Source organism: Kyrpidia tusciae DSM 2912, assembly GCF_000092905.1.
GTDB classification, from domain to species: domain Bacteria; phylum Bacillota; class Bacilli; order Kyrpidiales; family Kyrpidiaceae; genus Kyrpidia; species Kyrpidia tusciae.
In genome coordinates, this window is sequence record NC_014098.1 from 511235 (window position 1) to 534180 (window position 22946).

Annotated in this window: 24 protein-coding genes and 2 pseudogenes; 16 read left to right on the plus strand and 10 right to left on the minus strand. The window is 58.8% G+C overall.

Annotated elements, in window-relative coordinates; translation table 11 throughout:
- Positions 1-49: 49 nt before the first annotated feature.
- From BTUS_RS02595 to BTUS_RS02630, 7 genes are all read left to right on the plus strand, one after another.
- Entirely contained in the window at positions 50-691 is a 642-nt protein-coding gene (locus BTUS_RS02595) for a sulfite oxidase-like oxidoreductase (RefSeq protein ID WP_245543350.1), read from the plus strand.
- Between the two features lie 10 nt (positions 692-701).
- On the plus strand, positions 702-1079 hold the full coding sequence (locus tag BTUS_RS02600; RefSeq protein ID WP_013074578.1) for a gamma-glutamylcyclotransferase family protein: 378 nt from the start codon (positions 702-704) through the stop codon (positions 1077-1079).
- A 189-nt stretch (positions 1080-1268) separates the two neighbouring features.
- Positions 1269-1652 (plus strand): DoxX family protein, encoded by a 384-nt coding sequence (locus tag BTUS_RS02605; RefSeq protein ID WP_013074579.1) that lies wholly within the window; start codon positions 1269-1271, stop codon positions 1650-1652.
- Positions 1653-2130: 478 nt separating this feature from the next.
- The gene (locus tag BTUS_RS02615) at positions 2131-3483 is read left to right on the plus strand and encodes a right-handed parallel beta-helix repeat-containing protein (RefSeq protein ID WP_013074580.1); all 1353 of its coding nucleotides are present in this window, start codon (positions 2131-2133) and stop codon (positions 3481-3483) included.
- Between the two features lie 4 nt (positions 3484-3487).
- A complete protein-coding gene (locus BTUS_RS02620; RefSeq protein WP_013074581.1) occupies positions 3488-4057 on the plus strand; it encodes a nitrous oxide reductase accessory protein NosL in 570 nt (189 codons plus the stop codon).
- Between the two features lie 5 nt (positions 4058-4062).
- Positions 4063-4890, plus strand: a complete 828-nt coding sequence (locus BTUS_RS02625; RefSeq protein ID WP_013074582.1) for an ABC transporter permease — start codon at positions 4063-4065, stop codon at positions 4888-4890.
- A 1-nt stretch (position 4891) separates the two neighbouring features.
- Entirely contained in the window at positions 4892-5656 is a 765-nt protein-coding gene (locus BTUS_RS02630) for an ABC transporter ATP-binding protein (RefSeq protein ID WP_052300700.1), read from the plus strand.
- 81 nt (positions 5657-5737) lie between these two features.
- On the opposite strand, the gene BTUS_RS02635 is transcribed toward BTUS_RS02630, so the two are convergent.
- On the minus strand, positions 5738-8239 hold the full coding sequence (locus tag BTUS_RS02635) for a bifunctional YncE family protein/alkaline phosphatase family protein (protein WP_013074584.1): 2502 nt from the start codon (positions 8237-8239) through the stop codon (positions 5738-5740).
- A 173-nt stretch (positions 8240-8412) separates the two neighbouring features.
- On the minus strand, positions 8413-9225 hold the full coding sequence (locus tag BTUS_RS02640; protein WP_245543351.1) for a polysaccharide deacetylase family protein: 813 nt from the start codon (positions 9223-9225) through the stop codon (positions 8413-8415).
- A 90-nt stretch (positions 9226-9315) separates the two neighbouring features.
- On the opposite strand from BTUS_RS02640, the gene BTUS_RS18295 reads away from it, so the two are divergent.
- The 7 genes from BTUS_RS18295 (at position 9316) to BTUS_RS18300 (ending at position 15364) form a co-directional block, all read left to right on the plus strand.
- Complete coding sequence (locus tag BTUS_RS18295) at positions 9316-9579, plus strand: hypothetical protein (protein WP_169307913.1); 264 nt, start codon at positions 9316-9318, stop codon at positions 9577-9579.
- Positions 9579-10766, plus strand: a complete 1188-nt coding sequence (locus BTUS_RS02645) for a thiolase family protein (protein WP_013074586.1) — start codon at positions 9579-9581, stop codon at positions 10764-10766. Before BTUS_RS18295 ends, BTUS_RS02645 begins: the two co-directional genes overlap by 1 nt.
- 315 nt (positions 10767-11081) lie before the next feature.
- Positions 11082-12281: a long-chain fatty acid--CoA ligase gene (locus BTUS_RS02650; protein ID WP_052300526.1), complete on the plus strand. Its 1200-nt coding sequence runs from the start codon at positions 11082-11084 to the stop codon at positions 12279-12281.
- 49 nt (positions 12282-12330) lie between these two features.
- Positions 12331-12972 (plus strand): IS607 family transposase, encoded by a 642-nt coding sequence (locus BTUS_RS02655; RefSeq protein WP_013074587.1) that lies wholly within the window; start codon positions 12331-12333, stop codon positions 12970-12972.
- Positions 12935-14326 carry an RNA-guided endonuclease InsQ/TnpB family protein gene (locus tag BTUS_RS02660; protein ID WP_013074588.1) on the plus strand — a complete coding sequence of 464 codons (1392 nt, stop codon included), beginning with the start codon at positions 12935-12937 and terminating at the stop codon, positions 14324-14326. Before BTUS_RS02655 ends, BTUS_RS02660 begins: the two co-directional genes overlap by 38 nt.
- Before the next feature lie 53 nt (positions 14327-14379).
- The gene (locus tag BTUS_RS02665; RefSeq protein WP_169307928.1) at positions 14380-14748 is read left to right on the plus strand and encodes a class I adenylate-forming enzyme family protein; all 369 of its coding nucleotides are present in this window, start codon (positions 14380-14382) and stop codon (positions 14746-14748) included.
- A 262-nt stretch (positions 14749-15010) separates the two neighbouring features.
- On the plus strand, positions 15011-15364 hold the full coding sequence (locus BTUS_RS18300) for a hypothetical protein (protein WP_169307914.1): 354 nt from the start codon (positions 15011-15013) through the stop codon (positions 15362-15364).
- On the opposite strand, the pseudogene BTUS_RS17295 reads toward BTUS_RS18300, so the two are convergent.
- The 8 genes and pseudogenes from BTUS_RS17295 to BTUS_RS02705 all read right to left on the minus strand — a co-directional run.
- Positions 15305-15424: pseudogene (locus BTUS_RS17295) on the minus strand (MerR family DNA-binding transcriptional regulator); the annotation flags it as partial. The gene BTUS_RS18300 and the pseudogene BTUS_RS17295 overlap by 60 nt on opposite strands.
- Positions 15425-15655: 231 nt before the next feature.
- Positions 15656-16165, minus strand: a complete 510-nt coding sequence (locus tag BTUS_RS02675; protein WP_013074590.1) for a DinB family protein — start codon at positions 16163-16165, stop codon at positions 15656-15658.
- Between the two features lie 100 nt (positions 16166-16265).
- The gene (locus tag BTUS_RS02680) at positions 16266-17252 is read right to left on the minus strand and encodes a helix-turn-helix transcriptional regulator (protein ID WP_013074591.1); all 987 of its coding nucleotides are present in this window, start codon (positions 17250-17252) and stop codon (positions 16266-16268) included.
- Positions 17253-17541: 289 nt separating this feature from the next.
- Entirely contained in the window at positions 17542-17832 is a 291-nt protein-coding gene (locus BTUS_RS02685) for a hypothetical protein (RefSeq protein ID WP_013074592.1), read from the minus strand.
- On the minus strand, positions 17833-19161 hold the full coding sequence (locus BTUS_RS02690) for an RNA-guided endonuclease InsQ/TnpB family protein (RefSeq protein WP_013074593.1): 1329 nt from the start codon (positions 19159-19161) through the stop codon (positions 17833-17835).
- A gap of 61 nt (positions 19162-19222) precedes the next feature.
- Positions 19223-19649, minus strand: a pseudogene (locus tag BTUS_RS19185) (IS607 family transposase).
- A gap of 7 nt (positions 19650-19656) precedes the next feature.
- A complete protein-coding gene (locus BTUS_RS02700; RefSeq protein ID WP_013074594.1) occupies positions 19657-20043 on the minus strand; it encodes an HIRAN domain-containing protein in 387 nt (128 codons plus the stop codon).
- Positions 20044-20112: 69 nt separating this feature from the next.
- Entirely contained in the window at positions 20113-20457 is a 345-nt protein-coding gene (locus tag BTUS_RS02705) for a winged helix-turn-helix transcriptional regulator (RefSeq protein ID WP_013074595.1), read from the minus strand.
- A gap of 222 nt (positions 20458-20679) precedes the next feature.
- Between BTUS_RS02705 and BTUS_RS02710 the strand changes: the two genes are divergently transcribed.
- Together BTUS_RS02710 and BTUS_RS02715 are read left to right on the plus strand one after the other, a co-directional pair.
- Positions 20680-21432, plus strand: coding sequence for an SDR family NAD(P)-dependent oxidoreductase (locus BTUS_RS02710; RefSeq protein ID WP_013074596.1), 753 nt, complete (start codon positions 20680-20682; stop codon positions 21430-21432).
- 23 nt (positions 21433-21455) lie between these two features.
- Entirely contained in the window at positions 21456-22889 is a 1434-nt protein-coding gene (locus BTUS_RS02715; protein ID WP_013074597.1) for an MFS transporter, read from the plus strand.
- The last annotated feature ends 57 nt before the right edge of the window (positions 22890-22946 follow it).

Sequence of the window (22946 nt, forward strand, 5' to 3'; positions counted from 1 at the left end):
TCTGCATGGAATCGGTGTTGGACATGGAATTGTCGGAGGAGGTGCGGCGGTGGCTGAAGAGGGACGTATTCCCCCGGGTCAATTTGTCACGGAGCGCTGGCCCATTCTGCATGCCGGCCGGGTGCCGGAGATTGACCTGGAGAGTTGGAGACTGGAACTGTTCGGGCGGGTGGAGGAACCGGTTCAGTTCACCTATTCTGAACTCATGGCCCTGCCCCAGACTTCGTACCGGTGCGACATTCACTGTGTGACCACGTGGTCCAAATACGACAACCTGTTTGAGGGCGTTGCTGTTCGGGAGGTGCTGCGGCGGGTGCGGCTTTTGCCGGACGCCCGGTACGTGCTGGTGCACGCCTACGGGGGATGGACCACGAATTTGCCCCTGGAGGAGCTGCTCAAAGAGGGGGTCCTTTTGGCCCACTCCCATGGCGGAAAATCCCTGACCCCGAAACACGGCTGGCCCCTGCGCCTGGTGGTGCCCCATTTATATTTTTGGAAATCGGCCAAATGGGTGCGGGGACTCGAGTTTTTGGCGGAGGATGTGCCGGGATATTGGGAGGAGCGCGGGTATCACATGCTCGGGGACCCCTGGCGCTCCCAGCGGTACAGGGATGATCCGGAGTGGGTGAATGGTGATCTGCAAAGGGCGCAACGAGGGGTATTCAGGTGGTATGTCGACGGGGAAAGGTGAGAAGGGACCGATGGTTCGCGTGTTTGTGTACGGAACGCTTTTGGTGGGGGAGGCAAATCACGGGGTGGCCGCTCCCTATCTACTCAGCGTTCGCCCGGGCCGGGTGCGGGGGCGGTTGTACGACGTGGGGGCGTACCCGGCGCTGGTGTTGGACGAGGCGGCGGGGGAAGTGGAAGGCGAGTGGTTCGAGGTGACGCCGGAGGGGCTTCGGGCCATGGATGACCTGGAAGAATACCGGGGCCCGGGTCAGAAAAATGCCTATGAGCGGGTGTGGGTCCGGGACGCCCGGGAGGAGCGGTCCGGATGGGTGTACGTGTGGTTGGATTCCCGGGGGTATCCGGAGATTCCAGCGGGGTCATGGCGGGAATGGGTCGGTCGGGGGAGGTAGGGGGGTGTTGCCTTTGGACGTGAAACGACGGCCTGATGGTTCTTGGGTACGTCTCGGAGCCCGTGCGACGAAGGTGGAATTCGGTTTTATGGTAGCTAATTAGTAGTTACTTGACAAAAGAAAGATTGGAGTGGTACTATAGTGCTATAAAAACCATTTTCATCATAAGAGCGAAAGGTGGAGGTTGGTATGACCTGGCTGTGGTTGGTGGGGCGAGTTGTATTTGGAGTTTATTTCATTCTGGATGGTATTCTTCATTTTACTCGATTTGAAAGCACAAAACAGTACGCTGCCTATAAAGGGATCCCTGTGCCGGGATTTTCAGTCGCTGTAACCGGCCTATTGTTGCTGGCCGGGGGGTTGAGTATTTTGACGGGTTACTGGGTTCAACCCCTTTTAATCCTGTTGGCCATTTTTCTGGTGGCTGCGGCGGTGTGGGTGCACAACTTTTGGACCGTGGAAGATGCTCAAGGGAAAGCCACGGAAATGGCTCATTTTACCAAAAATATTGCCCTTGCTTCCGCGGCGCTGATGATGTTGGCGATTTCCCAATGGTCTTGGACGACTTTTTAAGGGAAGTCACCTGTGAATGAGTGAGTTCAGGGATCCAATTGTGGATCAATCTTCGGGACGGCATATCCATCAAAGACGGTCCACGTATCGGTTGTGACCCCGTTGCATCTTGTTTTCTTTGCCGGAGAGCCGCTTGGCGAACAGCCCGCATTTCGAGGCAGTTTTGTGGACTGATCCAGTGAACAGATGCCGGCACGGCGCCATGGCGGAAGTGGACCGGGCGGGGCCGGGTTTGGAACGATGGTGTCGGTGCGGGTGGATGGGTGGGGACTGTTTCATAAATGGATCGGCCATGGAGTTGAATCGGGTGGCGGTTCCGATGGGCTGATGTTTTTCTGGCCCACTTCGGAGTACCGCCACCCTTTTGTCACATAAATAGCCTGAAAGGGCTACGGGCAAATATTGCGTGATGCGTTACGGTGAAGGCAGGGGGAAGGCCGGGTCGGGCACGGCGGGGTTGCCGCACAGCAGGGAGGAGGTGTCGCTGATTGGTCAGGGAAGAGTTTCCATCCCGTGGCGGGCTTTGCTGGTGATGTTCGGGCTGTTGGTATGGAGCGTGCCGGTGTACGCCGAAGAGGGTTCCGACAGTCTTCAGGCCGTAATCGACCGGGCACCGCCCGGATCCACGGTGAAGATCGCCCCGGGGACGTATGCCGGTCCCATCACCCTGGCAAAGCCCATCACCCTTTTTGGAGGTCCGGGGGTGCGAATCGTAAACGGGGGCGGGGGTTCGGAAGACCGGCCGCTGCTCTTGTTGCAAACAAGCGGAGCGAACGTCCAGGGGGTGCGGCTAGAAGACAAACTCAGTCTGCCGAAGCACGCCACTGTGGAGGTTCGCGGCGACAACAACGTATTGTCCGACCTGACGATAGCCACTGCCGGTATCGGGATCCGGCTTCAGGGTGCCGATGGCAACAAGATCCGGGGGGTGCATATCCAGGGAACGGGGGTCGGGCGATCCGGCGGGACGGTGTTCACCGTCGGGAACGGCATTGAACTGTGGAATTCTAACGACAACCGGGTGGAGAATTGTCGAATCGCCAAGGTTCAGGACGGGGTGTATCTCGATACCAGCCGCCGAAACCAGGTGCTCAATAATGTCGTTCAGGACTCTCACTACGCGGTACACCTCATGTTCACCGGTGAGAGTGACATCTCGGGCAATCGCTTCGCGCGAAACATCACCGGGGTCATGGTCATGGGGGACGACGGCAGCCGGGTCATCGGCAATCACATCGAGAAACAAGCCGCCAATGTACAGGCCCAAGGGATTCTGGTGTATGATTCCCACCACTGCCTGATTGCCGAGAACCACGTCATCGGCAACCGCATCGGGTTCTATGTGGATCAGGCCAGCCAGAATCGTTTTGTCGACAATACGATTGCGCAAAATTTCTTGGGACTCTATATGACAGCGTCCCGTGACAACGATTTTAATCGCAACTTGTGGGTCGGGAATGTCGTTCAGGCCCAGGCGATCTCCAGTCGGGACAATCGCATGGCGGGTAATTACTGGGATGACCTGCAGGGACTCGATGCGGACGGAGATGGGCGGTCTGACCTTCCTTACCAGGCCTCTCCTTTCCTGTTAGCGCTCACCCGGGCCGTTCCCGCTTACCAGATCTTCTTCCAGGCACCGGGGACCTTCGTGTTGGAGCAGTTGTTTGCCGGTGATACCAGGCGCTGGCTCACGGACACGGCTCCCTTGATGAAGCCACCGGACACCGCAACCGCGTCGGCACCGCCGATGGACAAAACCGTTCCGCTTGTGTCGTTTTTCCTTCTCGGACTGGGACTTTATCCATTCTTACACCATCGACCAGGGGTGTGAAAGCATGAAAATCAAACGGATGATCGGGATGCTGGCGGCGACCGCCGCCCTCAGTCTTGCTCTCGCGGGCTGCGGGAAACAAGCCGCCCAACCGGCGGCCATCGACCCCGCCGTGGACAAGTGTGCCGTTTGCCACATGACAGTCAAAGATGATCATTTTGCCACGGAGATCATTCTCGCCGATGGCCAGGCGCTTAAATTTGACGACCTCGGCTGCATGAACAAGTGGACCCAGCAAAATGGCACTTCTCAGGTTGCCCAGCGATTTGTCCGGGATTACAACAGCAGTCAATGGCTCAAATTCGAAGACGCCACTTATGTCTACGACCCGAATATCGTGACTCCCATGGCCTATAATGTCGTTTCCTTCCAGAATAAGGCCGATGCGGAAAACTTCCTGAAACAGTACCCGGGGGGAAAGCTGTTTGCGGCGGATCAGTTGGGGAGCCATAACTGGGCCCGCAATATGGAAATGATGAAAAAAATGAAAGAACAGATGAACATGAACAGCGGCAGCATGAGCGGCGGCAGCATGAACGGAGGTAATATGAGCGGCGCGGAAATGGGGCACTGAGCCAAGTGAGCGCTGCCTGGATCATTGCCAAGCGGGAAATGAAGCTGGGGTACCGGAATCCCTGGGCATACTCGTTTCTCGCTCTGTTCAGCGTGTTTAGCCTGGCTCTGGTTTTGATTCAGTCGAACCGGGCGGCCGGGCTACCGGCGTATACTCATGCCACGGCGACGATGATGAACCTGATCCTCTATCTGCTGCCGATGATGACGCTGCTCTTGGGTGCTTTTTCCGTGACGGCCGAAAAGGAGGACGGCACCCGGGATCTGCTTTCGACTTATACCCTGTCTTCCTGGGCGTACATGGCGGGGAAATTTGTAGGTTTGGTTGTCGTTTTGGCGTCGATACTGGCTGTGGGGTTCGGGCTGTTCGGTCTGGTCGGGGCCTGGGTGGGGCAGGGGGTGACCCTGGCGGATCTGGCTCTGTTCTCGGGTTTTTCAGCGGCCATCCTGTTGTTGTACCTCGGGATTGCCCTCCTGATCGGGGCGCTTGCGGCCAATCGCTGGCAGGCGCTGACCATGGGGGTCGGGGTGTGGTTTGTGACGGTGCTCGCCTGGCCGACCCTTCTCATTGCCTCTTTAAATCTCATGCCCCACAGCGCCGTAAAACCGATGTTGACCCTTCTCACGTTCTGTAATCCTGCCGAATTGGTCCGTCTGTTCACCGTCATCCAGCTCGGGGCCGGATCGATCCTCGGTCCGGCCTATGTCCAGATGGTGGAAGGGGCGTCGGGGCCTTGGGGACCGGTGGTGATGGCGGGATTCGGACTGCTGTGGTTGGCGGTTTTTCAAACACTCGCTGTGTGGGTCTGGGAGAGGGGGCGACGCCGTGGGTGAGATGGGCCTGGAGTGGGAAAATATCTCAAAAACGATCCGCGGCAATAGGGTGGTCCACCCTTTCAGCTTTCGGCTACCTCCCGGACGGGTGTTGGCCCTTGCGGGCGGCAACGGGGCTGGCAAAAGTACGATCCTGCGGATGACGGTGGGCCTCCTGCGGCCGACGAGCGGGGTCATTCGAGTCAATGGGATTGAAACGGGTCGACGGATCCGGGATTATGTCGAACAGATCGGCTACATGCCGGATAATTTTTCCTTCTCCCCGGGTTTGACCGCCTGGGAGACGATTACTTTTTTCGCGGGGCTCAAAGGCCTGGATCAGCAAAGAGCCAGGGATGTTTTGGAAATCGTAGGACTTGGGGCGGAGCGGGACAAGCGGGTTGGCCACTTTTCTAAGGGCATGCAGCAGCGACTGCTCTTCGCCCAAGCGATCCTGGCGGACCCTCCCCTCTTGGTGCTGGACGAACCGACCAACGGACTGGATCCGTACTGGGTGGATATCCTGGCAGAGCTCCTCGTCGGGGTCAAAAGGAGCGGGAGGTCTGTGGTGTTCTCGACGCACCAGCTCGATGTGGCCGAACAGGTGGCGGATGAGGTGATTTTTCTGAATCGGGGACGGGTGATTAGTTCGGACGCGGTGGAATCTTTCCGCACCCGATACGGGGCCGGCGGTTTGATGGCCGCCTTTGCCGAATTGATTCGGAAAGAAACGGGCACCCGGGCGGCTTCGGAAGGGAGGGGACCACGGCGCGGCGGTTCGGGGTGACGAACTGTTCGTAGCAATGAGGAGAGAATAAAGGGAGGGCCTCCGGTGGACGGGACGGCCCTCAACCTTTATCCGGAGGGATTAATCGGCTGCTTCGGCAGCGCCGGCGCTGCCGGTGGCCGCATTGGGGCCCCCGTCTGCCTCACTTTTTTTCGGATACGGTTGTCCCGGATGAGTCGCTGCCCACAGGACTTCATCCAATTTCTTGGGCGAGGCCACGTCTTCCTGGCTCCAGTCCATCTGTTCGGACACCATGGCCATGGGGGCATTTTGGCCGTTGCGGGCGTCGAGGGGATAGGTCGGGGGCACGGCGTCGTAGGGCGCAAAATCCGGATGGGTGGTGAAGGCGTTGATCATCGGCAGGGCCGCGGCGTCGTACTGGGTCATCGGCTTCATGCCGAGAATCAGTTCGATGGTCTTCAACATGGAGGCCGTATCGTAAAAAGTGCTGTCCACGGCGCCGCCCCGTTGGGTGTACGGGCTGATCACCAGCGCTTCGGTCCGATGGGCGTCCACGTGGTCCAAGCCGTCCTGGGAATCGTCCTCGATCACGAAAATGGCCGTGTTTTTCCAATAGGGAGAATGGCTCACCGCATCGACGAGTTTTCCGAGGGCGTAGTCATTCTGGGCCACATAGGCCTGGGGTGTGAGGGCTCCGGGTTTGGTGCCCATGGTGTGGTCGTTGGGCAATCGAACGATCTCGAACTGAGGAAGATTTCCGTTTTTCACGTATTGTTGAAATTCCTCATTCCACCGGTCGAAGCGGGTCAGGTCGGAGATGTTCAAATCCCAACCGGGATAATCGGGATCATAGTTTTGCCCGATGCTGGGGTCGGTGGGAGCCCATTTGCCTGTCTTGGGGTCTTTCTCCACGAACTCCCCATAGTCCCGGAACGACACCCCCGACTTCGTTGCGTCATTCCAGATGAATCCATTTTGTGGGTAGGTCGCGGGGTTTGTGCCCTCGAAATCATATCCCCGGTTCCGGCCGCTGTAATTGGCCAGCCAGTTTTTCTCGACGTAGTCATTGGCTTCGGCGGCGGTGGACCAGTTGTGCCCGTCTGCGCTGACCTCGGCGTCGGTGTAGGTGTTGTCGAGGAGCACGAACTGGTTGGCCAACTTGTGAAGGTTCGGGGTGATGTCCTCGCCGAATTCGGTCAGGGACGGGTCACTGTTGCCTTTGCCCATGTCGCCGAACACCTGGTCGTAGGTGCGATTTTCTTTGATGACGTAGATCACGTGCTTGATCGGGGAATCCTGGCCGAGGAATCGGGGGATGGGAAACCGGTCCGTCGAGCCGTTACCAGGGCGCCCGCCGGACTCAGGCCCAGAGGCGGGTTGATTGTTGCGCTTCACTTGCTCGGTGTAACGCCGGAGTTCGCCTGGGTTCGGGGCGTCAATGATGGAAAGAGTGCCGCTTATCATATTCCCGATGTACTGCCCTTGAGTGTTGGGTCCGGCCCCGAGACCTTTGGCGTTAAGGACCAGGATCTGGTTTCCTCTGTCGGCTGTGTATACTCCAGTGGGGTACCAACCGGTGGGGATAAGACCTTTGACATCAGCCCGGGCGGTGGGGGACCCATTGCCGAGATCGACGACGGCGATGTCGTTGTTTCCGGCATTGGCCACGTAGAGGGTGCGGCCATCCGGGCTCACGGTGAGGGCATCCGGTTGGCTTCCGGGCAGGGCGCCGCGATAGGGAGCGAGGGAAATGGTCTGAACGACCTTTTGCCGGGAGGGGTCGATCACCGAGAGGGTATCGCTGTCGGAGTTGGCCACATAGATCGCGCCGGTGCGGGGGTTCAGGGCCAGGGCATTCGGGTGGAGGCCGACCTCGATGGTGGCCCGGGTCTGTAAGGTGTCCGGATCCAGAGCGGTCACCGTGTCTTCGCCCCAGTTGGTGACGTAAAGGGTTTTTCCGTCTTGGGAGAGCAGAGCGGTGTACGGGTATTGGCCGACATTCCCCTGGGCCACCACCTTGCCCGTGGAGGTGTCGATTTTGACCACGGTATTATACAGGTTATTGACGACATACAAGAAGCCGCCGTCTGGGGAAACGGTCAGTCCAGCGGGATAGGCATTTCCCTTTTGGTTACTGGCCTTAGGCCCCGGGGTTAGACCGATGAGCGCAATGGGGGATTGCTCGGACAATTGGCCGTCGCGAAACTGGAACACGCGGATCTTGTTGTTACCGCCTGCCGAGGCGTACAGCGTCTTTCCGTCCGGGCTGAAAGCCACGCCGAGATAAAGGGCTTCCGGAGACTTGTAGGGTATGGTCTGAATGACCTTTTGCTGTGCGAGGTCGATGACTTGAAGGGACTGGGTGCCTTGCCCGTCGTTCGAGACCACCAGGTATCGGCCGTCTCGGCTGAGGGCGCCCCCCATGGGGAAATCTCCCAGGGTGACCTGCTTCCCAGCGGGGGTCACGACCCAGTCGTAGGAGGTGACCGCGGTGCCATTGGATTGAGGCCCGGCCTCCCGGGCCCACGCCGATCCCGGTGCTAAGCCGGTCCCTAAGAGGAGCCCGGCCATGGCCGCACCCGCCACCCACCTTTTTCGTGCAATCCTCCTCCGCTTCTTCATGCGCCTTTCCTCCTCGTTGTGTTGATTCTTCCGACGCCCGGCCATCACCGGACATGTCCCATGATAGATTGGGCATGTAAAGATATGAACGTCATAAATCTGAAGATTGCGTAATATTTGCGGGTGATAGTAGTGGGACAGAAAATCTCGGCGCTACGCTTTGCTCGCGAAGGCTAATCGGGGAAGGGCTGTCCCGCTGAACGCAGCGCTTCGGACCGGTACGGATCATATCGGCTCAACACCTCGAGCAGTCCCTGGCCAGTAAGGGTTGGTGTTCCCGCATCAATCCGGTCGAAAAGTGTGCGGTGCGGAGGGTTGATCCCGGGCTTGACAGTGAAAAAGAGCTGGATTCCCAAGGATTCCGCGACTTTGATCACCGTATCGTTGTACGCCCCAAAAGGGAATGCCAGCGCTTTGGGCTGTTCGCCGAGTTCGGCGTCGAGGCGCGACTGGGCCAAGGCCAGATCGCGGCGGATGCGCTCCTCATATTCCCGGTTGGTTTCTGTCCTGCCCTTGTCCGGCAAAAATATCTCATGGGCAAGGGCGGGTTTGCGGTGGCCTGCGGCATCCACCACCGCGAGCCCGTGGAGATTGTACGTATGATTGCAAAAGGTCATCCCGTCTTTCTTCATCTGCATCATCTCGGCCCATGTCAGGTGCGGAATGCTCCCGGGAGCCGGGGAATCGGTGGATTTGACAATGATAAAGTTGGTCGCGGGGTAGTGATGTTCTTTTAGCCGAGGATAGGCGTACTGGTAAAAACTCCTGTAACCGTCATCGAAGGTGATGACCACGGCGTTGTCGGGCACCGGATTTCCATACAATGCAAAACGAAGGAGCTTGTCCAACCCGATGACGTGATAGCCGGCCCTCTGAAGGGCGTTCATATGGTCTGCAAATCGCTCGGGGGAAATGGTCATATCGCTTTCGTGTGGATCGATGTGGTGATACATCAGAACCAACACGCGGTTACGGTAGTGCTCCATTGGTTCAATCGTCGGGGAGAGCAACTCGACCGTGCGAGGGCCGGAGGAAGGGATGGGCCGCACCGAAGGGGAAAGAGAAAGCATTGTATAATGACGGAAAAGGATCGCGGTCGGGAGGATCAGAACCAAAAGGCCGGCGACCAGCCAAGTGATGAAGCGCAGATCGAAACGGTTTCCTTTCTTCATATCGAACCAATACAAAAGGAAAATCTTGTCGAAGACGAACGACTGGTCGTCTCCTGGGGAAAAATGCGGTATGATAGAGTTGGGCCGGTCGGTTTTGGCAGGTGTACTGTCCGACTTCTCGAAATAAATATGAGGGTGTTTGAAAATGTCATGAGGAGGAATCGGTGATGCGCGAAGCGGTGATCGTTGATGCAATCCGCACCCCCATCGGCCGGAGGAGGGGGAGTCTGGCCCAGGTCCATCCCGTGGACCTTTTGGCCGGGGTGTTGAAAGAGTTGATCCGTCGCAGTGGGCTCGACGCCGCGGTGGTGGACGATGTGATCGTCGGTTGCGTGGATCAGGTGGGGGAACAATCGGTTAACATCGGGCGCAATGCCTGGCTGTCCGCGGGGTTGCCCGAGTCGGTGCCGGCGGTGACCATCGACCGCCAGTGCGGGTCGAGCCTGCAGGCGCTGCATTTTGCCGCCCAGGGCGTCATGGCGGGGGTGTATGATATCGCCATCGCCGCCGGGGTGGAGTCCATGACCCGGGTTCCCATGATGAGCACCATCGGGGTGCACGGGGTCCCCATGACCCGGGACCTCCAGGAGCGGTACCGCATGGACCGTTGGAACCGGCAATTTTTTGACCAGGCCTTGGGAGCCGAGATGATCGCCAAACAGTGGGGATTCACCCGGGAAGATCTCGACCGGTTTGGACTCCGGAGTCATGAGTTGGCGACAAAGGCCCGGCAAAAGGGGTGTTTTGCCCGGGAGATCGTGCCGGTTCAAGTCCCGGTGCCCGATGCCCCGGGCGAATACAGGACTTTTGCGGAGGACGAGGGGATCCGTCCGGATACGAGCTTGGAGAAGATGCTGGCCCTCCCGCCGGCCTTTGAGGATCTGGAACTGATTACTGCGGGTAACGCTAGCCAGATCTCGGACGGGGCGAGCGCGGCGCTTGTCATGAGCCGCGAGACGGCGGAGCGCCTCGGGCTCCGTCCCAGGGCTCGGTTTGTCGCCTTTGCGGCGGTGGGGGTGGATCCGGTGACGATGCTGACCGGACCGATACCGGCGACCCAGAAGGTGCTGGAGCGGGCTGGCCTGAAGGTGGAGGATATCGATCTGTTCGAAGTAAACGAGGCTTTTGCATCGGTGGTCCTGGCTTGGCAGAAAGAGATCGGAGCGCCTTGGGACAAGGTCAACGTCCACGGGGGGGCGGTAGCTATTGGCCATCCCCTCGGAGCCACGGGGACCAGGATCACCGCCACGCTGCTCAACGGGCTGGAGGAGCGCAAAGGGCGCTACGGCCTCATGGCGATTTGTGAAGGCGGCGGGATGGCCAACGCCACGATTATCGAGCGTATTCCGGAGTGATCGGAGCTGCGGGGCCGGTGGACGCCGGCTGTGGACTTGAGTGACTGGTTCGGGAGGCCCGGGATGGGACCGCCAGGCCCCGGTTGTCACCCGGGGGCCAGGCGCGGGAGGTTCGGGACCTCGGAGCGGCAGTCCCCGGCGCCGGCCCTGGGCTCTACCGGGTCGCTGTTCCGGGATGTGGCGAGGCTACCGCTCGTGGCTGCTCCCGGCGCCGCTCCCGGGGTGCCGGCTCAAGTTTGTTCCGGGGGCGCCGGCCCAGGAGTGCACCCCAGGCCTGGCGTTTTGCGATATTGTCGTCAAAATGGAGGGAAAGTCGTGATTCTCGCATCACCGGAACGAATTCGCGAATATACGGCGGAGGGGTACTGGGGCACGGAGACCCTCTGGGACCGATTCTGCCAGTACGCCCGGGCCCACCCGGACCGGGTGGCCTTGGTGGACCCGCCCAACAAAGAAGAATTGGTGGGTCTTTCCCCGGAGAGGCTGACGTATCGGGAGTTGGAGCAGGCCGTGGGGGCCGTGGCCCAAGCTTTGGTGGACCGGGGCTTGCGGAAAGACGATGTGGTGATGGTTCAGCTTCCGAACGTGTGGGAGTTGGCGATGCTTTATTTGGCCGTCGCCCGGGCCGGGGGTGTGATCGCCCCGCTTCCCGTTCAGTGGCGGGCCAAGGAGTTCAGCTATATCGCCGGGCTCACCGAAGCCGCCATGTTCATCACCACCCGCCGGTTTCGCGGCTTCAGCGGCTTGGACATGGCCCGGCAACTTCAAGGGCAGTTGCCCGCCCTGCGGGAGATTCTGACCCTGGAAGACGTTCGGGAGATGGCTCGGGGCGCGTATGATGAAGAGCGGCTGGGCGCCATCCCGATGGATGCGAACGATATTTTCACCATCTGTTGGACCTCGGGCACCGAGGCGGAGCCAAAGGGCTGTCCCCTCAGCCACAACAACTGGTTGTTTCAGGCCCGAATGCTATCCAAGGCCACGGGCTTTGGGCCACACCAGACCCAGTTGTGTGTCGCACCTTTGGTGAACATGACGGCGGTGGGTGTGAATTTTATCCCCTGGCTGACCTTTGGCGGAACTTTCGTGTTACACCATCCTTTTGACGCTGAGATTTTTATCGGCCAAATGGTGCAGGAGCAGGTTAATTTCACCATCTTGGTTCCGGCGGTTATCAATATGATCGCCAAGCACCCCAATGTGGATCAGTTTGACCTCCGGGCGGTGCGGACCATCACCACGGGGTCGGCGCCGCCGTCGCTATGGGCGATGCAGGAGTTCAAACGGCGATGGGGCATCGAGATCGTGAACATCTGGGGACAGAACGAGGGGACGGGGCTGGTGGCCGGGCCGGTGGATGTGCCGGATCTGGCGCGCCGGGCGGACCGGTTCCCGGATTGGGGAAAGTCCGGCGTGGACTGGGTGGTCCAGGGAGTGCGGACGAAACTGGTGGATCCCGTCACCAAGGAGGTGCTCACCGAAGTCGGCGCCGTGGGGCTCGCAACTGCTAAATAAAACTTTGATATATCTTGATATTCTTACTCATTTTGTGTAGAATTTAACCATGAAGGTTTCCATTGGAAAAACCGCCAAAGAGTTGGGAGTATCGCCAGAGACGTTGCGCCGCTGGGAAGCGGAAGGAAAGATCCGGGTCGAGCGGACACCGGGCGGGCACCGCCGGTATGACCTGGCCAGCCTTCGCGGATGGTCCCGCAGGGAGCCGGAGCCCAAAGAGCGGATCACTCTCGCCTATGCCCGGGTCTCCAGCCACGACCCGAAAGCGGATTTGGAGAGGCAGGTGGAGTTGCTGGAGACCTTTTGTGCCGCGAACGGATGGCGGTACGAAGTGATCCGCGACCTGGGTTCTGGGCTCAACTACAACAAAAGGGGCCTGCGGGAGCTGATCCTCCGGATCTGTTCCGGCGAGGTGGGCCGGTTGGTGATCACCCACAAGGACCGCCTGCTTCGTTTCGGGTCGGAGTTGGTGTTCTCGCTCTGCGAGCATTTCGGCACGGAGGTGGTCATCAGGGGTGCCTCGGAAGAGGCGACCTTCGAGGAAGAGTTGGTGCAGGACGTGCTGGAGATCATCACGGTGTTTTCGGCCCGGCTGTACGGGAGCCGGAGCCGATCGATTAGAGACATCATGAAGACGTTGAGGGAGGCGGCCGATGCCATCCGTCCTGAAAATGCTTCTGGAAGTGGATGAACACACGGCGGCGATTCTGGACGGGCAGTCGCGAATCGCCAACTGGCTGTACAACCGCCTGCTGGAGGAAGCGAACGAACTGCGCCGGCGGTTCCGGCAGACCCAGGACCCGGCTGTGGGAAAGGTGCTGTACACCGAACGCGGCCTGCGGGACCGGGTTCCGGCGCTGAAGAAGGAGCGCCCGTTCCTGCGGACGGTGTATTCGTCGGTGCTGAAGAACGCGGCCCTGCGGCTGAGCGGAGCGATCCGGAAATACCAGAAGGCCCGCCGCGAAAAGGGGGCATCGAGCGTCGGCTGGCCGAAGTTCCGGTCGTGGAAGCGGGAATGGTTCTCCCTGCAATACGACGAGCCGTGGAAGGGGTACCGGTTGGAGGGCCGGAAGCTGGAGTTGTCTCTGGGGAAGGTGCTGGACGAAGGAACGGGCAAAGAGAAGCAAGCCCAGGTGACGGCCCGGCTGGCGGAACCCTTGCCCGATTGGTTCGAGGCGGGAATGGTTCGCCAGCTTCGGATTGTCAAGGAAGGGAAGCTGTTTTACGCGGTCTTCACGGTCAGGCGGCCTGTGCCGTCCCGGCGATCTGTGGGGCGGGTGATCGCGATTGACCCGAACCACAAGAACCTGGGCTACGGAGTGGGGACTGACGGGGTGGCGACGGAAATCCAAAACCCGTGGTTTCTCAAGATCCTGGACCGGCGAATCGACGAGCTAAAGTCCCTTCGGGACCGGTGCAAGCGGAAGTCGGTTCGGGTGGTGAGGGAAGACGGGACGGAGGCGTGGCTGCCTTCGCGGCGGTGGCGGAAGCTGAACGAGCGGCTGGAAGAGCTGTGGCGGGTACGCCGAGAACAGACGAAGACGTACCTGCGGACGGTGGCCAACCGGCTGTACCGGGAGTACGACGGGGTGTTCGTGGGGGACTATACGCCGCAGGGCGGGGGAATCAGCCGGGGGATGCGCCGGGCGATGAACAACCAGTCGCTGATCGGCAGATTCAAGAAAACCTTGAAGTGGACAGCAACCCGATCCGGGAAAGTGTACGGCGAGTGGGACGAAGACGGGTCCACCCGGACCTGCCACGTATGCGACTACAAAGTGCCGGAGGGGATTCCGCCGGAGGTTCGGGAGTGGACCTGTCCGGAGTGCGGGACGCACCACATCCGGGACGAGAATTCGTCGATCAACGGACTGGAACAAGTGCTGAAAAACTTGGAGGTGCCTGGCTCGGGCCGTCTGGGAGACAAAATAGTCGTTACGACCAGGCGGGCTTGGCGGTTCGACGGTCTAGGGATCCATGAGATGCCGGGGATTGTCGGCGGGCGGGTGGGAGATCACGCCGCTGGCCGCCAAGAAATCAAATGAGGGACATGACAGTCCCGAACCCAAATTCTGCGCAAAGTGAGATTTGTGTAGGTTTGGGAGAGCGGGAACTGGCCTACCGGGGGCCCAACGTGATGGCCGGGTATTACCGGCGGCCGGAGCTCACCGCCAAGGCCTTTGACGAGGACGGATATTTTTATACGGGCGACCTGTTCCAGCGCAAAGAAGAGAATTTTATCGGATTTTTTGATCGAAAAAAGGATATTATCATCCGCGGCGGGTTCAACATCAGTGCCCAAGAGGTGGAAAATACCCTTCTTGGTCACCAGAAGGTGGCGGATGTGGCGGCGGTGGCGATGCCCGATCCGGTGCTCGGCGAACGCACCTGCGTGTACGTGGTGCCCCGGGCAAAGGAGGATCCCCCGACCTTGGAGGAACTGGTGGAGTTCATGAAGGGCCTCTGAGTCGCTGTCTACAAGTGGCCGGAGCGATTGGAATTGGTCGACGCCATCCCGCGAAATCCGGTGGGAAAGATTTTGAAGAAGGAGCTCCGAGAGGATCTACGGGCGAAGATGGGGACGGGCGACGAGAGTTCATCCGTGCCTCTGGCGGGGACCGAGGGTGAAACCTAGAGAGCGTCAGAAGAGTTTAGGAGATTCGGACCCTTTTAATCTCATGGCTCATCTCGCCTGCGCCCGCTTCAAAAGCGGTAATGAGACCTATGCCGTGCAAGCAGTGGGCATGTCGGAAACGGTGCGGGATTACAGGGCGACTTTCCTCACTTCGTTGGATGACATCCAGGAGTTAAAACCCGAGGACGTCCGGTTTGTATTCGATGATTCCCCGAATTACCGCCGGTCCCGGCTGTTCCTTCATGCCCTCATAGCCCGCGCGCCGCTGACGGAATCCGGGATCACCACCCGGGGTCAGGCGGTCATGGCGGATAATGAATACCAATATGTCCCGGCCCAGATGGCTCTTCATGCCCTACGGCCGCGAATTCTGATCGCCGACGGGGTGGGTCTCGGCAAGACGATTCAGCAAGCCGATCTCGTCGTAATAATGCAGCGTCCGGATTGAAGTGCCGGTGATTTTGGAAAACTCCCCGATCGAATACTTTTTTTCCTTTCCATCGTCCATCTCCTCCGAAGCACGTCCGGAATTTTGGATCGCGAGCTGCCCGAATCCGATGATACATCCTGACGTAACCGGAGATGCAAGATCAATTTTTGTGTAGAAAGCCTGTTTCATGAATCCCGGGATCGTGGCAGGAGTTATCTTTCCCATCTAGAAGAGGAGGGATGAACGGTTCGTTCCCGGAGTCGTGGCCGGGCGCTTTCCAAAGAATTTCGGCAAACAGGCTCGTCCCCGCTACAGCCGGTCCTTCACATCATACAAATAAAACACATAGTCCGTCGGGGTCCCGGCATATCCCAACTGCCGCAGCATGGCCGTGATATTGCCGCGGTGATACGTTCCGTGGTTGACGACATGCTGCACGATGTCGCCGTACCGGGCGTTGAGCGTCCCGTAACGGGGATGCGTGTAAGAAGAAACGGCCTCCAGATCGACCGTGCCGAGGAACGCCTTGTACCGCTCGGATAATTGGATGAACATCGTCTGCAGTTCCCCGACGCCTTTCCCTTTGGTCTCCTCCGCAATCCTGTCCGCCGACGGCACGATTTCGTCCAATCTCCCGGACATCGCCAGCAGCCAGGTGTTGTCCACCCGGTACATGTGGACCAGCGCGTCGAACAGGGACGGAAAAACGCTCGGAATCTCTTTGTGAACAATCTCCTTGGGAAGTTCTTTCAGGTGCCGGAACACTTTTTCATTGGCCCACACGTGATAATCATACAATTGCAGCGCGCGATGCCTCACCGGGGATCCCTCCTTTGTGCCCTACCATGCGGATTGGCCGGCATTGCGGCGGCGGACTCAAAATCTGAATTTGCCGGCTTGAATTCATGATAAAAAACCTTCACTGACACTCGCGGTCAGTGAAGGGAACACATCGGTAGTGATCCAGCAATTCCGAAGCGACCTCCACCAATCTTTCCTGCAGGAGGGACGGCTCCAGCACCCGGATCGATGTTCCGTACGTCAGGAGGAAATAAGGCACATACGTGCGAATCGCCCGCTCATCGACCCCGAACCACGCTTCATTCCCCGAGCGTTTCACCAGAACGTGCCCGAACAACCATTGCCGGCACAAATCCTGGACGGCCTCTTCTTTTCCCCGGATGTGGATGACAACGGGCTGCTCGGAATTGACTGTGTCGGGAAGCATGCGTTGGAGAAAGAACTGACGGGCGGAAAACTCGGGTGGCCGTTGGAACACGGAATCCGTGAGGGAGAAAGCCCGGATGCGATCCGCGCGGAAACAGCGGATTTCACGGCGAAAATGGCAGTGGGCGACAACATACCATCTGCCTTTCCAATACACGAGCCCGTAGGGATCGATGTGTCGGGATCGAACCGTTCCATCCCCTTTTTGATATTCGATGAACAGGGTGCGGCCGTCCGCCACCGACCTTTCCAATTCTTTGAGGAGCGCTTCCGGGGAAGAATCGGACGGCGGAATGATGACGTCGAAGCCGGCGACATGGCGGTTGATGTGTGCCAACTGTTCCTCATTGGCGTATCTTTTTAACTTGTCGATGGCCCGGTTCAACGCCTCGCCGAAGGGATACCCCGCCTCCCGGGCAAAGATGGCCGCATGCATGAGCGCTTTCTGCTCATCCGGGTCAAAAAACAGCGGAGCTTCGGCGAAAGATTCCAGCAAGCTGTACCCGCCATGATGCCCGGATTCGGACCGAATCGGGACTCCGCTGGCGCACAGGGCGTCGATACACCGGTAAACGGTCCGGACATGAATCTCCAATTCCTCCGCCAATTCCCTCGCCGTCATCCGCTTTCGCGATTTCAGCAGCCACAGGATGGCCAGCATATGGGCCGCTTTCGGCATGCTCCCGTGCTCCTTTCAGAGATGCAGTGGATCCGTCCATGCGCCGCATCCGGAAAGATGCCGATGATTCGGCGACCAATTATTCGCCAATGACGATCACTTTGCTCTTGTTTTCTTCCAGTATCTTGATCATCACAATCTGTTTCATTTTTGCTATCACCTTCTATCAAACATTGACAGACTTGACAGCAAAACAGTTTACGCTCTCCGAGAGGCTGGCTGCTCCCCGAAGACCCGATTGGCGAGGCCCTGGGGCCAAGCATCTGGAGTCCCGCCCGAAACAGTACCATCAGGCCGTCCGCCGACCAGCGCCCGACACCGACAGTTTCCAAACGGCGGAGTGGTCCCTCGACGCTTGCGCGTCTCCCACCGGCAGGACAGGGATCGCTTTCGCCAACCCGGAAGGCCGTTTGGCCGAACCCCCCAGGATCAGCCACCCGGCGGCGCTCCGCTTGCGCCTCATCGTCAAAGCCGTGTTCCGTGCGGCCTTCGCCAACCCCCGCACGCCCTCACGGTCTTTCTCCCGCCAGGCCTGTCCCTGTCCCGTCCTCCCGGGAACATCCCGGGAACTCTGATTCATTCATGCGTGGTTCTCCCAGTAGCGCTTCAGCAAAATTCTTTTGACTTCTTTGTGTGGGGTGTACTTTGTGATCTCTTGGTCGCGAAGACGCCCCTTCACATTGGTCGCCGCCACATGGTCCGCATCTCCTTCATATCCGCACTTTTGGCATCGGAACGAATCGCCGTTGCGGTTCTTGCCGTCCACCCACCCGCATCCGGGACAGGGACAGGTCTGGCTCGTATATGCGGCGTTCACCGGTCCCGGATCGGTTATGGAATAAACATGGCACAAGTATTCCAGTCGCTCCCGGATCGCCTGCCGTTGCCACTGGCTCACCTTGCGGGACAGCCCCTTGTTCCTCGCCTTCCCCCGCAGGTGGGACAAATCTTCGCAGGCGATCACCCTCGGCCGGCGTTCCCGAAAAAACGCCCGAAACGCCCGGTTGATCTCGTTCTCGCACCACGCCCGGTACCGCCTGTGTCGCTTGTGCTGTTTCACCAGCCCCAGGTTGTGCCGACGAATTCGCCTGGCCTTTCCCGGGTCCCGCTCCCGGTTTTTGCGATACAACGCCCACAGCTTCTGGCGTTTCCGTCCTTTGTCCAGCACGTGGTCCGACATCTCTTGCAGGGCCTGGCCGTACTCCGGCCGATACTTCTTCCCCGAGTCGTCCGTCAGAACTTCGGTGACTCCCAGGTCGATTCCCGCCTCTTCCTCCCCGGCCGGGTAGGTCTTCGGTTCCCGGCTCATATGAATCTCCACCGCCTGTTCGTCCGGCAGCAGAACCACCCGCAGATTGCCCCTCAGCTTGTGAATCCCAGAAAGGGGGATCACGATCCTTTTTCTCGGGGACAACCCCATCACCGCCACATACTGCCGGTTGCCCACCATGAACACTCGGTACATCTGCTGATCCACAACAAAACTCCGGGCTTTCTTGACCCGCGGCCTCTTTCCCAGGACCCGGCGAAACAGCCGCTTCAGTCCGTGGCGGATCTTCTTCCGCCCGGCCGGCTCCAATTCGGTCTTTTTCCCCGCCAGATCCTCATCCCGAAAAATCGCCTCAATCTTTCTCCAATCCCGGGGGCTGTCCCCGAACTTGTCCAGCAACCAGAAGGCGTAATCCCGTTCCTTCGGGGTTAACCCCTCGTTGCGGTGAAGACGGTCCCGCACCTCGGCAATCGCCGCTTCCCACTGTCGCTCCAAGGTCCATAAGGCGTCTTCCAAAGCCAGCTTCCACTGCCGGGCCTGAAGACCAAAGGGACTCACAAACCCGGCGGCCACCCGTTCATCCCGAATTCTCCGTTTATACCCCAGATCCTTGAGGGACTTCACCTGCGCGTACTCCACCAAGAAGGCGTCCTTCTGCCGGGAATACGCCTCGGCCACTTCGACGATCTGCCTCCATTTCTCACGATTCAGCGGCAGGCTCTTTTGTCGGATCGTCTGTCGCACCGGCCAACTCCTCCCGAACCGCTTTGGTCAGTTTCCGCGCCCTGTAGGTTCGTGACCCGTAGAGTTTTGCCGCAAAATGCCGGACAATGCTTATTAGATCTTCGGCCAGTTCCTGGGCCGGTGACATGTCCTCGGCCTTGTTGACCACCAGAATCTCGCAACCGAACCGTGCAAACAGGTCCTCCAAGAAATCAAACCCAAACCGGACCAGCCGGTCCTTATGAGCCACTTCCTAACGCTTGATAAAACATATCCTCGGTGTATCTGCGCTTGTTGGTAGGAGTTCGCAAAGGCACCAGCTTGCCTTCCCTGTCCCACGCTCGAAGTGTGGAGACGCTGACGCCGAGTTTCTCCGCAAACTCTCGAATCGAATAGAGCTTCACCTGAACATCACCCTATATCAGATTCTATCAGGTGACGTTGATTTTCGGCACTTCTCTTCTTCGCAGAAGGCCAAAAGCTGTATTCAATCTCCTTTATATCAGGCAACAATTCCACAATCACCGTATCTTTGAGAATAAACCTCACAACTCCGGCCATGCTTTGTTCAAACATATCGTAGATCCGTCCTGCGCTGCGGCATCCTCGGGGAACGGTATGCGGGCTGTTGGCCACGTACCCCACCTTGCCGATCGGTGGAATTTCAGCTCGAATCGCTTCAGCATCATGGGAATTATCCGGTTCTTTGGTCAAAACGATGATTTGGTTCAATTGAAAAACTTGCGGGCCGAAATAATGATGAATTCCCGTTACAGCAATGTACACTTTTTCCTCCATCTCTTTCTCCCCCGGTTTTATCTGTATTCTCTCATAAATATAATAACCAACCGCAGAGACAACAGGTTGTCAGGGAACAATCTTCATCTGCTCCCTGTGCATGAATCCCCAATCGCACATTTTCTTTAAGACCTCTCCCAGCGTCTTTCCATGTTCGGAAAGGGAATACTCCACCCGCGGCGGGATCTCCTGATGGACAACCCGGGTCACCAGTCCGTCCCGCTCCAGTTCCCGGAGTTGCTTCGTCAGCATTCCCTGCTTCACTTCGGGCAGAAGACGCCGCAATTCCCCGAATCGCTTGGTGCCTTCATGCAGCAAAATGAACAAAATCAATGGTTTCCATTTTCCCCCGATCGCGCGAAGTGTCGTCACAATTCCTTCTGTCGTATAGACATGGCGGGCTGAATCCGACATGACTCCCCATCCTCCTCTCCCCGGTCATCCGGTACGGTTATTATCAACCAATATCACGGAAAATGAAAGTACTCCTGTTTTTCGTACTTGGTATGAAAAACGTACCAAGGTCCGTTTCTCCGCACTATGTACCAATAAAATGCGTACTTTAAAAAAATCGGAAATTCATTCATCATGTTCGTCAGGATGAATCTTGCATCATCAAAAAAGGAGATGGTTTTCATGCACATTTCGTTGGCGGGCAGGGTTGCCATTGTTTCCGGGGCAAGCCGCGGTATCGGACTGGCGGTGGCGAGGGCCCTGTCCGAATCGGGAGCGCGGGTGGTCGCCTCCACGCGGACACCCTCCCGGGAATTGGAGGAGCTTGCCGCGACGGGACGCGTTTTTCCGGCGGCGTTGAACGCCGCTACGGCGGAAGGAGCCCAACTCCTGGCGGATGAAGTGAACTCCCGGTTCGGCAAGGCGGATATCCTGGTCAACAACATCGGCGCGACCGATCCCCGCAGGGGAGCGGGTTTCCTGGATATCACGGACGAGGAATGGAGGGAGATGATCGAAGTCAACCTGATGAGTGTGGTGCGGGTGACCCGCGCCGCGCTCCCCCTGCTCATGAAGCAAGGCGGAACCATCGTCAACATCTCCACGATGAACGCCATGATGCCGGCTCCCCCCATCCCCGCCTACAGCGCGGCCAAAGCGGCGGTCACCAATCTGACCAAAAGTCTGGCGGAAGAATTCGGTCCGAAAGGGATCCGCGCCAATGCCGTCGCACCGGGACCCACGAGGACGGCCATGTGGGAAGGTGTGCCCGCCGATCTGCACGAACTGGCGGCGAGTTTCGGCATCACCCTCGGACGATTTGCAGAACCGCACGAAGTCGCCCATCTCGTCGTCTTCCTGGCCTCGGACCGGGCGTCGATGATCACGGGCGCCAATTACGTGATCGACGGCGGATTGGTCAAAACGATCCATTGAGCGTGCGGAAAGGAAGGAAAGCCGTGGCCACAATCCGCAGCTCCGTTTGCAACAGCGTTCTTTTTGTCCTGTGCGCGGCACAGCTGACGATCCTTCTGGACACGTCGATCGTTCATGTGGCGCTTCCCGCCATCCAGGCGGACATCCATATCCCCACCCATCAGCTTCAATGGGTCGTTACGGCATATGCTCTGTCGTTTGGCGGATTTCTGCTCCTCGGGGGGCGAATGGGAGACCTCTTTGGGCGGCGACGCATGCTGATGGCCGGCATGGCCCTGTTTACCGCAGCCTCGGCGGCCGGAGGTCTCGCTTCCGGGACCGGTCTCCTGATCGCCGCCCGGGCGTTGCAAGGGCTGGGGGCGGCGATGATCGCGCCCGCCGTCCTGTCACTCCTGGCCATGGCCTTTCCGGAAGGAGAGGAGCGAAATCGAGCGTTGGGTGTCCTGGGCACCGTATCCGCCGCAGGATTCACCGTCGGTCTGATCTTGGGCGGCATCTTGACCGGAGCGTTCGGGTGGAGATGGATCTTTTATGTAAACATCCCGATCGGGATCCTGGTGATCGCCCTGGCGCCCCGTCTGCTTCGGGAAAGCGAACGCCTTCGGCAGCCCGTCGACGTCCCCGGTTCGGTTGTGGCGACGGCGGGGCTGACGTTGCTGGTTTACGCCTGCTCGGCGGCCGGAACATCCGGACTGTTTTCCGTTCGAACATGGAGTTTTTTCCTGCCGGCTCTCTTCCTTCTGCTGGTTTTTCTTTTCATCGAATCGCGGATCGGAAATCCCTTGATCCCATTGGAAATCTTCCGGAACCGAACGTTTGTCGGCGCATGGATGGCCGGAGGCGTCTTCGGTTCGGTCATGGGGCCGACGATTTTCATGCTCACGCTCTATCTGCAAAACGTGCTGGGTTTCGGCCCTTTGGCCACCGGATTTGCCTTTCTCCCGCAAGAGATCACGGTTCTCGTTGCCGCCAATCTGATCGGCAGGTACGTATCGAGGGTCGGAGTGAAGGCGGTCTTGTCCGGAGGAATGCTCGGTTTCGGAGCAGGGGTGCTGATGTTGGCCCGGATTTCGACAGAAGGAAGTTACTGGAGTGTGGTTCTCCCCGGTATGATGCTCATCGGTTTTGGCGTCTCGTGCGTCATTGTGGCGGGAGCCATTGCGGCCACCGCAGGAATGGCCCCGCAGGAACAAGGTCTGGCCTCGGGCCTATGGAACACCGCACCGCAGATCGGGGCGGCGCTGGGATTGGCCGTGCTGGTGACGGTGGCCAACGCCTTTTCGGATGGCGCACTCCGGCATGAGCCGGGCCTTTCAACCCCGGTTTCTGCGGCAGGGGTAACCGGATTCAAAGCGGCCTTCTTCGCCTCCATCGGTTTTGTGGCTGTCGGATTATGGAGCGTGCTGGCCTTGATACGGAAAACGAATCCCTTCGAAAAACCGGACCATAATGATTAAGATGAAACTGATCAGCGCAAAGAGGAAAGACCATATCACTCCCCATATGATGAACCC

What these genes read in the sequence shown, in the direction of transcription:
- BTUS_RS02600 (WP_013074578.1), top strand. Translation starts at nt 702, where the DNA reads ATGGTTCGCGTGTTTGTGTACGGAACGCTTTTGGTGGGGGAGGCAAAT.
- BTUS_RS02605 (WP_013074579.1), top strand. Translation starts at nt 1,269, where the DNA reads ATGACCTGGCTGTGGTTGGTGGGGCGAGTTGTATTTGGAGTTTATTTC.
- BTUS_RS02620 (WP_013074581.1), top strand. Translation starts at nt 3,488, where the DNA reads ATGAAAATCAAACGGATGATCGGGATGCTGGCGGCGACCGCCGCCCTC.
- BTUS_RS02630 (WP_052300700.1), top strand. Translation starts at nt 4,892, where the DNA reads ATGGGCCTGGAGTGGGAAAATATCTCAAAAACGATCCGCGGCAATAGG.
- BTUS_RS02635 (WP_013074584.1), bottom strand. Translation starts at nt 8,239, where the DNA reads ATGAAGAAGCGGAGGAGGATTGCACGAAAAAGGTGGGTGGCGGGTGCG.
- BTUS_RS02640 (WP_245543351.1), bottom strand. Translation starts at nt 9,225, where the DNA reads ATGGAGCACTACCGTAACCGCGTGTTGGTTCTGATGTATCACCACATC.
- BTUS_RS18295 (WP_169307913.1), top strand. Translation starts at nt 9,316, where the DNA reads ATGACGGAAAAGGATCGCGGTCGGGAGGATCAGAACCAAAAGGCCGGC.
- BTUS_RS02645 (WP_013074586.1), top strand. Translation starts at nt 9,579, where the DNA reads ATGCGCGAAGCGGTGATCGTTGATGCAATCCGCACCCCCATCGGCCGG.
- BTUS_RS02655 (WP_013074587.1), top strand. Translation starts at nt 12,331, where the DNA reads ATGAAGGTTTCCATTGGAAAAACCGCCAAAGAGTTGGGAGTATCGCCA.
- BTUS_RS02660 (WP_013074588.1), top strand. Translation starts at nt 12,935, where the DNA reads ATGCCATCCGTCCTGAAAATGCTTCTGGAAGTGGATGAACACACGGCG.
- BTUS_RS02680 (WP_013074591.1), bottom strand. Translation starts at nt 17,252, where the DNA reads ATGCCGAAAGCGGCCCATATGCTGGCCATCCTGTGGCTGCTGAAATCG.
- BTUS_RS02685 (WP_013074592.1), bottom strand. Translation starts at nt 17,832, where the DNA reads ATGAATCAGAGTTCCCGGGATGTTCCCGGGAGGACGGGACAGGGACAG.
- BTUS_RS02700 (WP_013074594.1), bottom strand. Translation starts at nt 20,043, where the DNA reads ATGGAGGAAAAAGTGTACATTGCTGTAACGGGAATTCATCATTATTTC.
- BTUS_RS02705 (WP_013074595.1), bottom strand. Translation starts at nt 20,457, where the DNA reads ATGTCGGATTCAGCCCGCCATGTCTATACGACAGAAGGAATTGTGACG.
- BTUS_RS02710 (WP_013074596.1), top strand. Translation starts at nt 20,680, where the DNA reads ATGCACATTTCGTTGGCGGGCAGGGTTGCCATTGTTTCCGGGGCAAGC.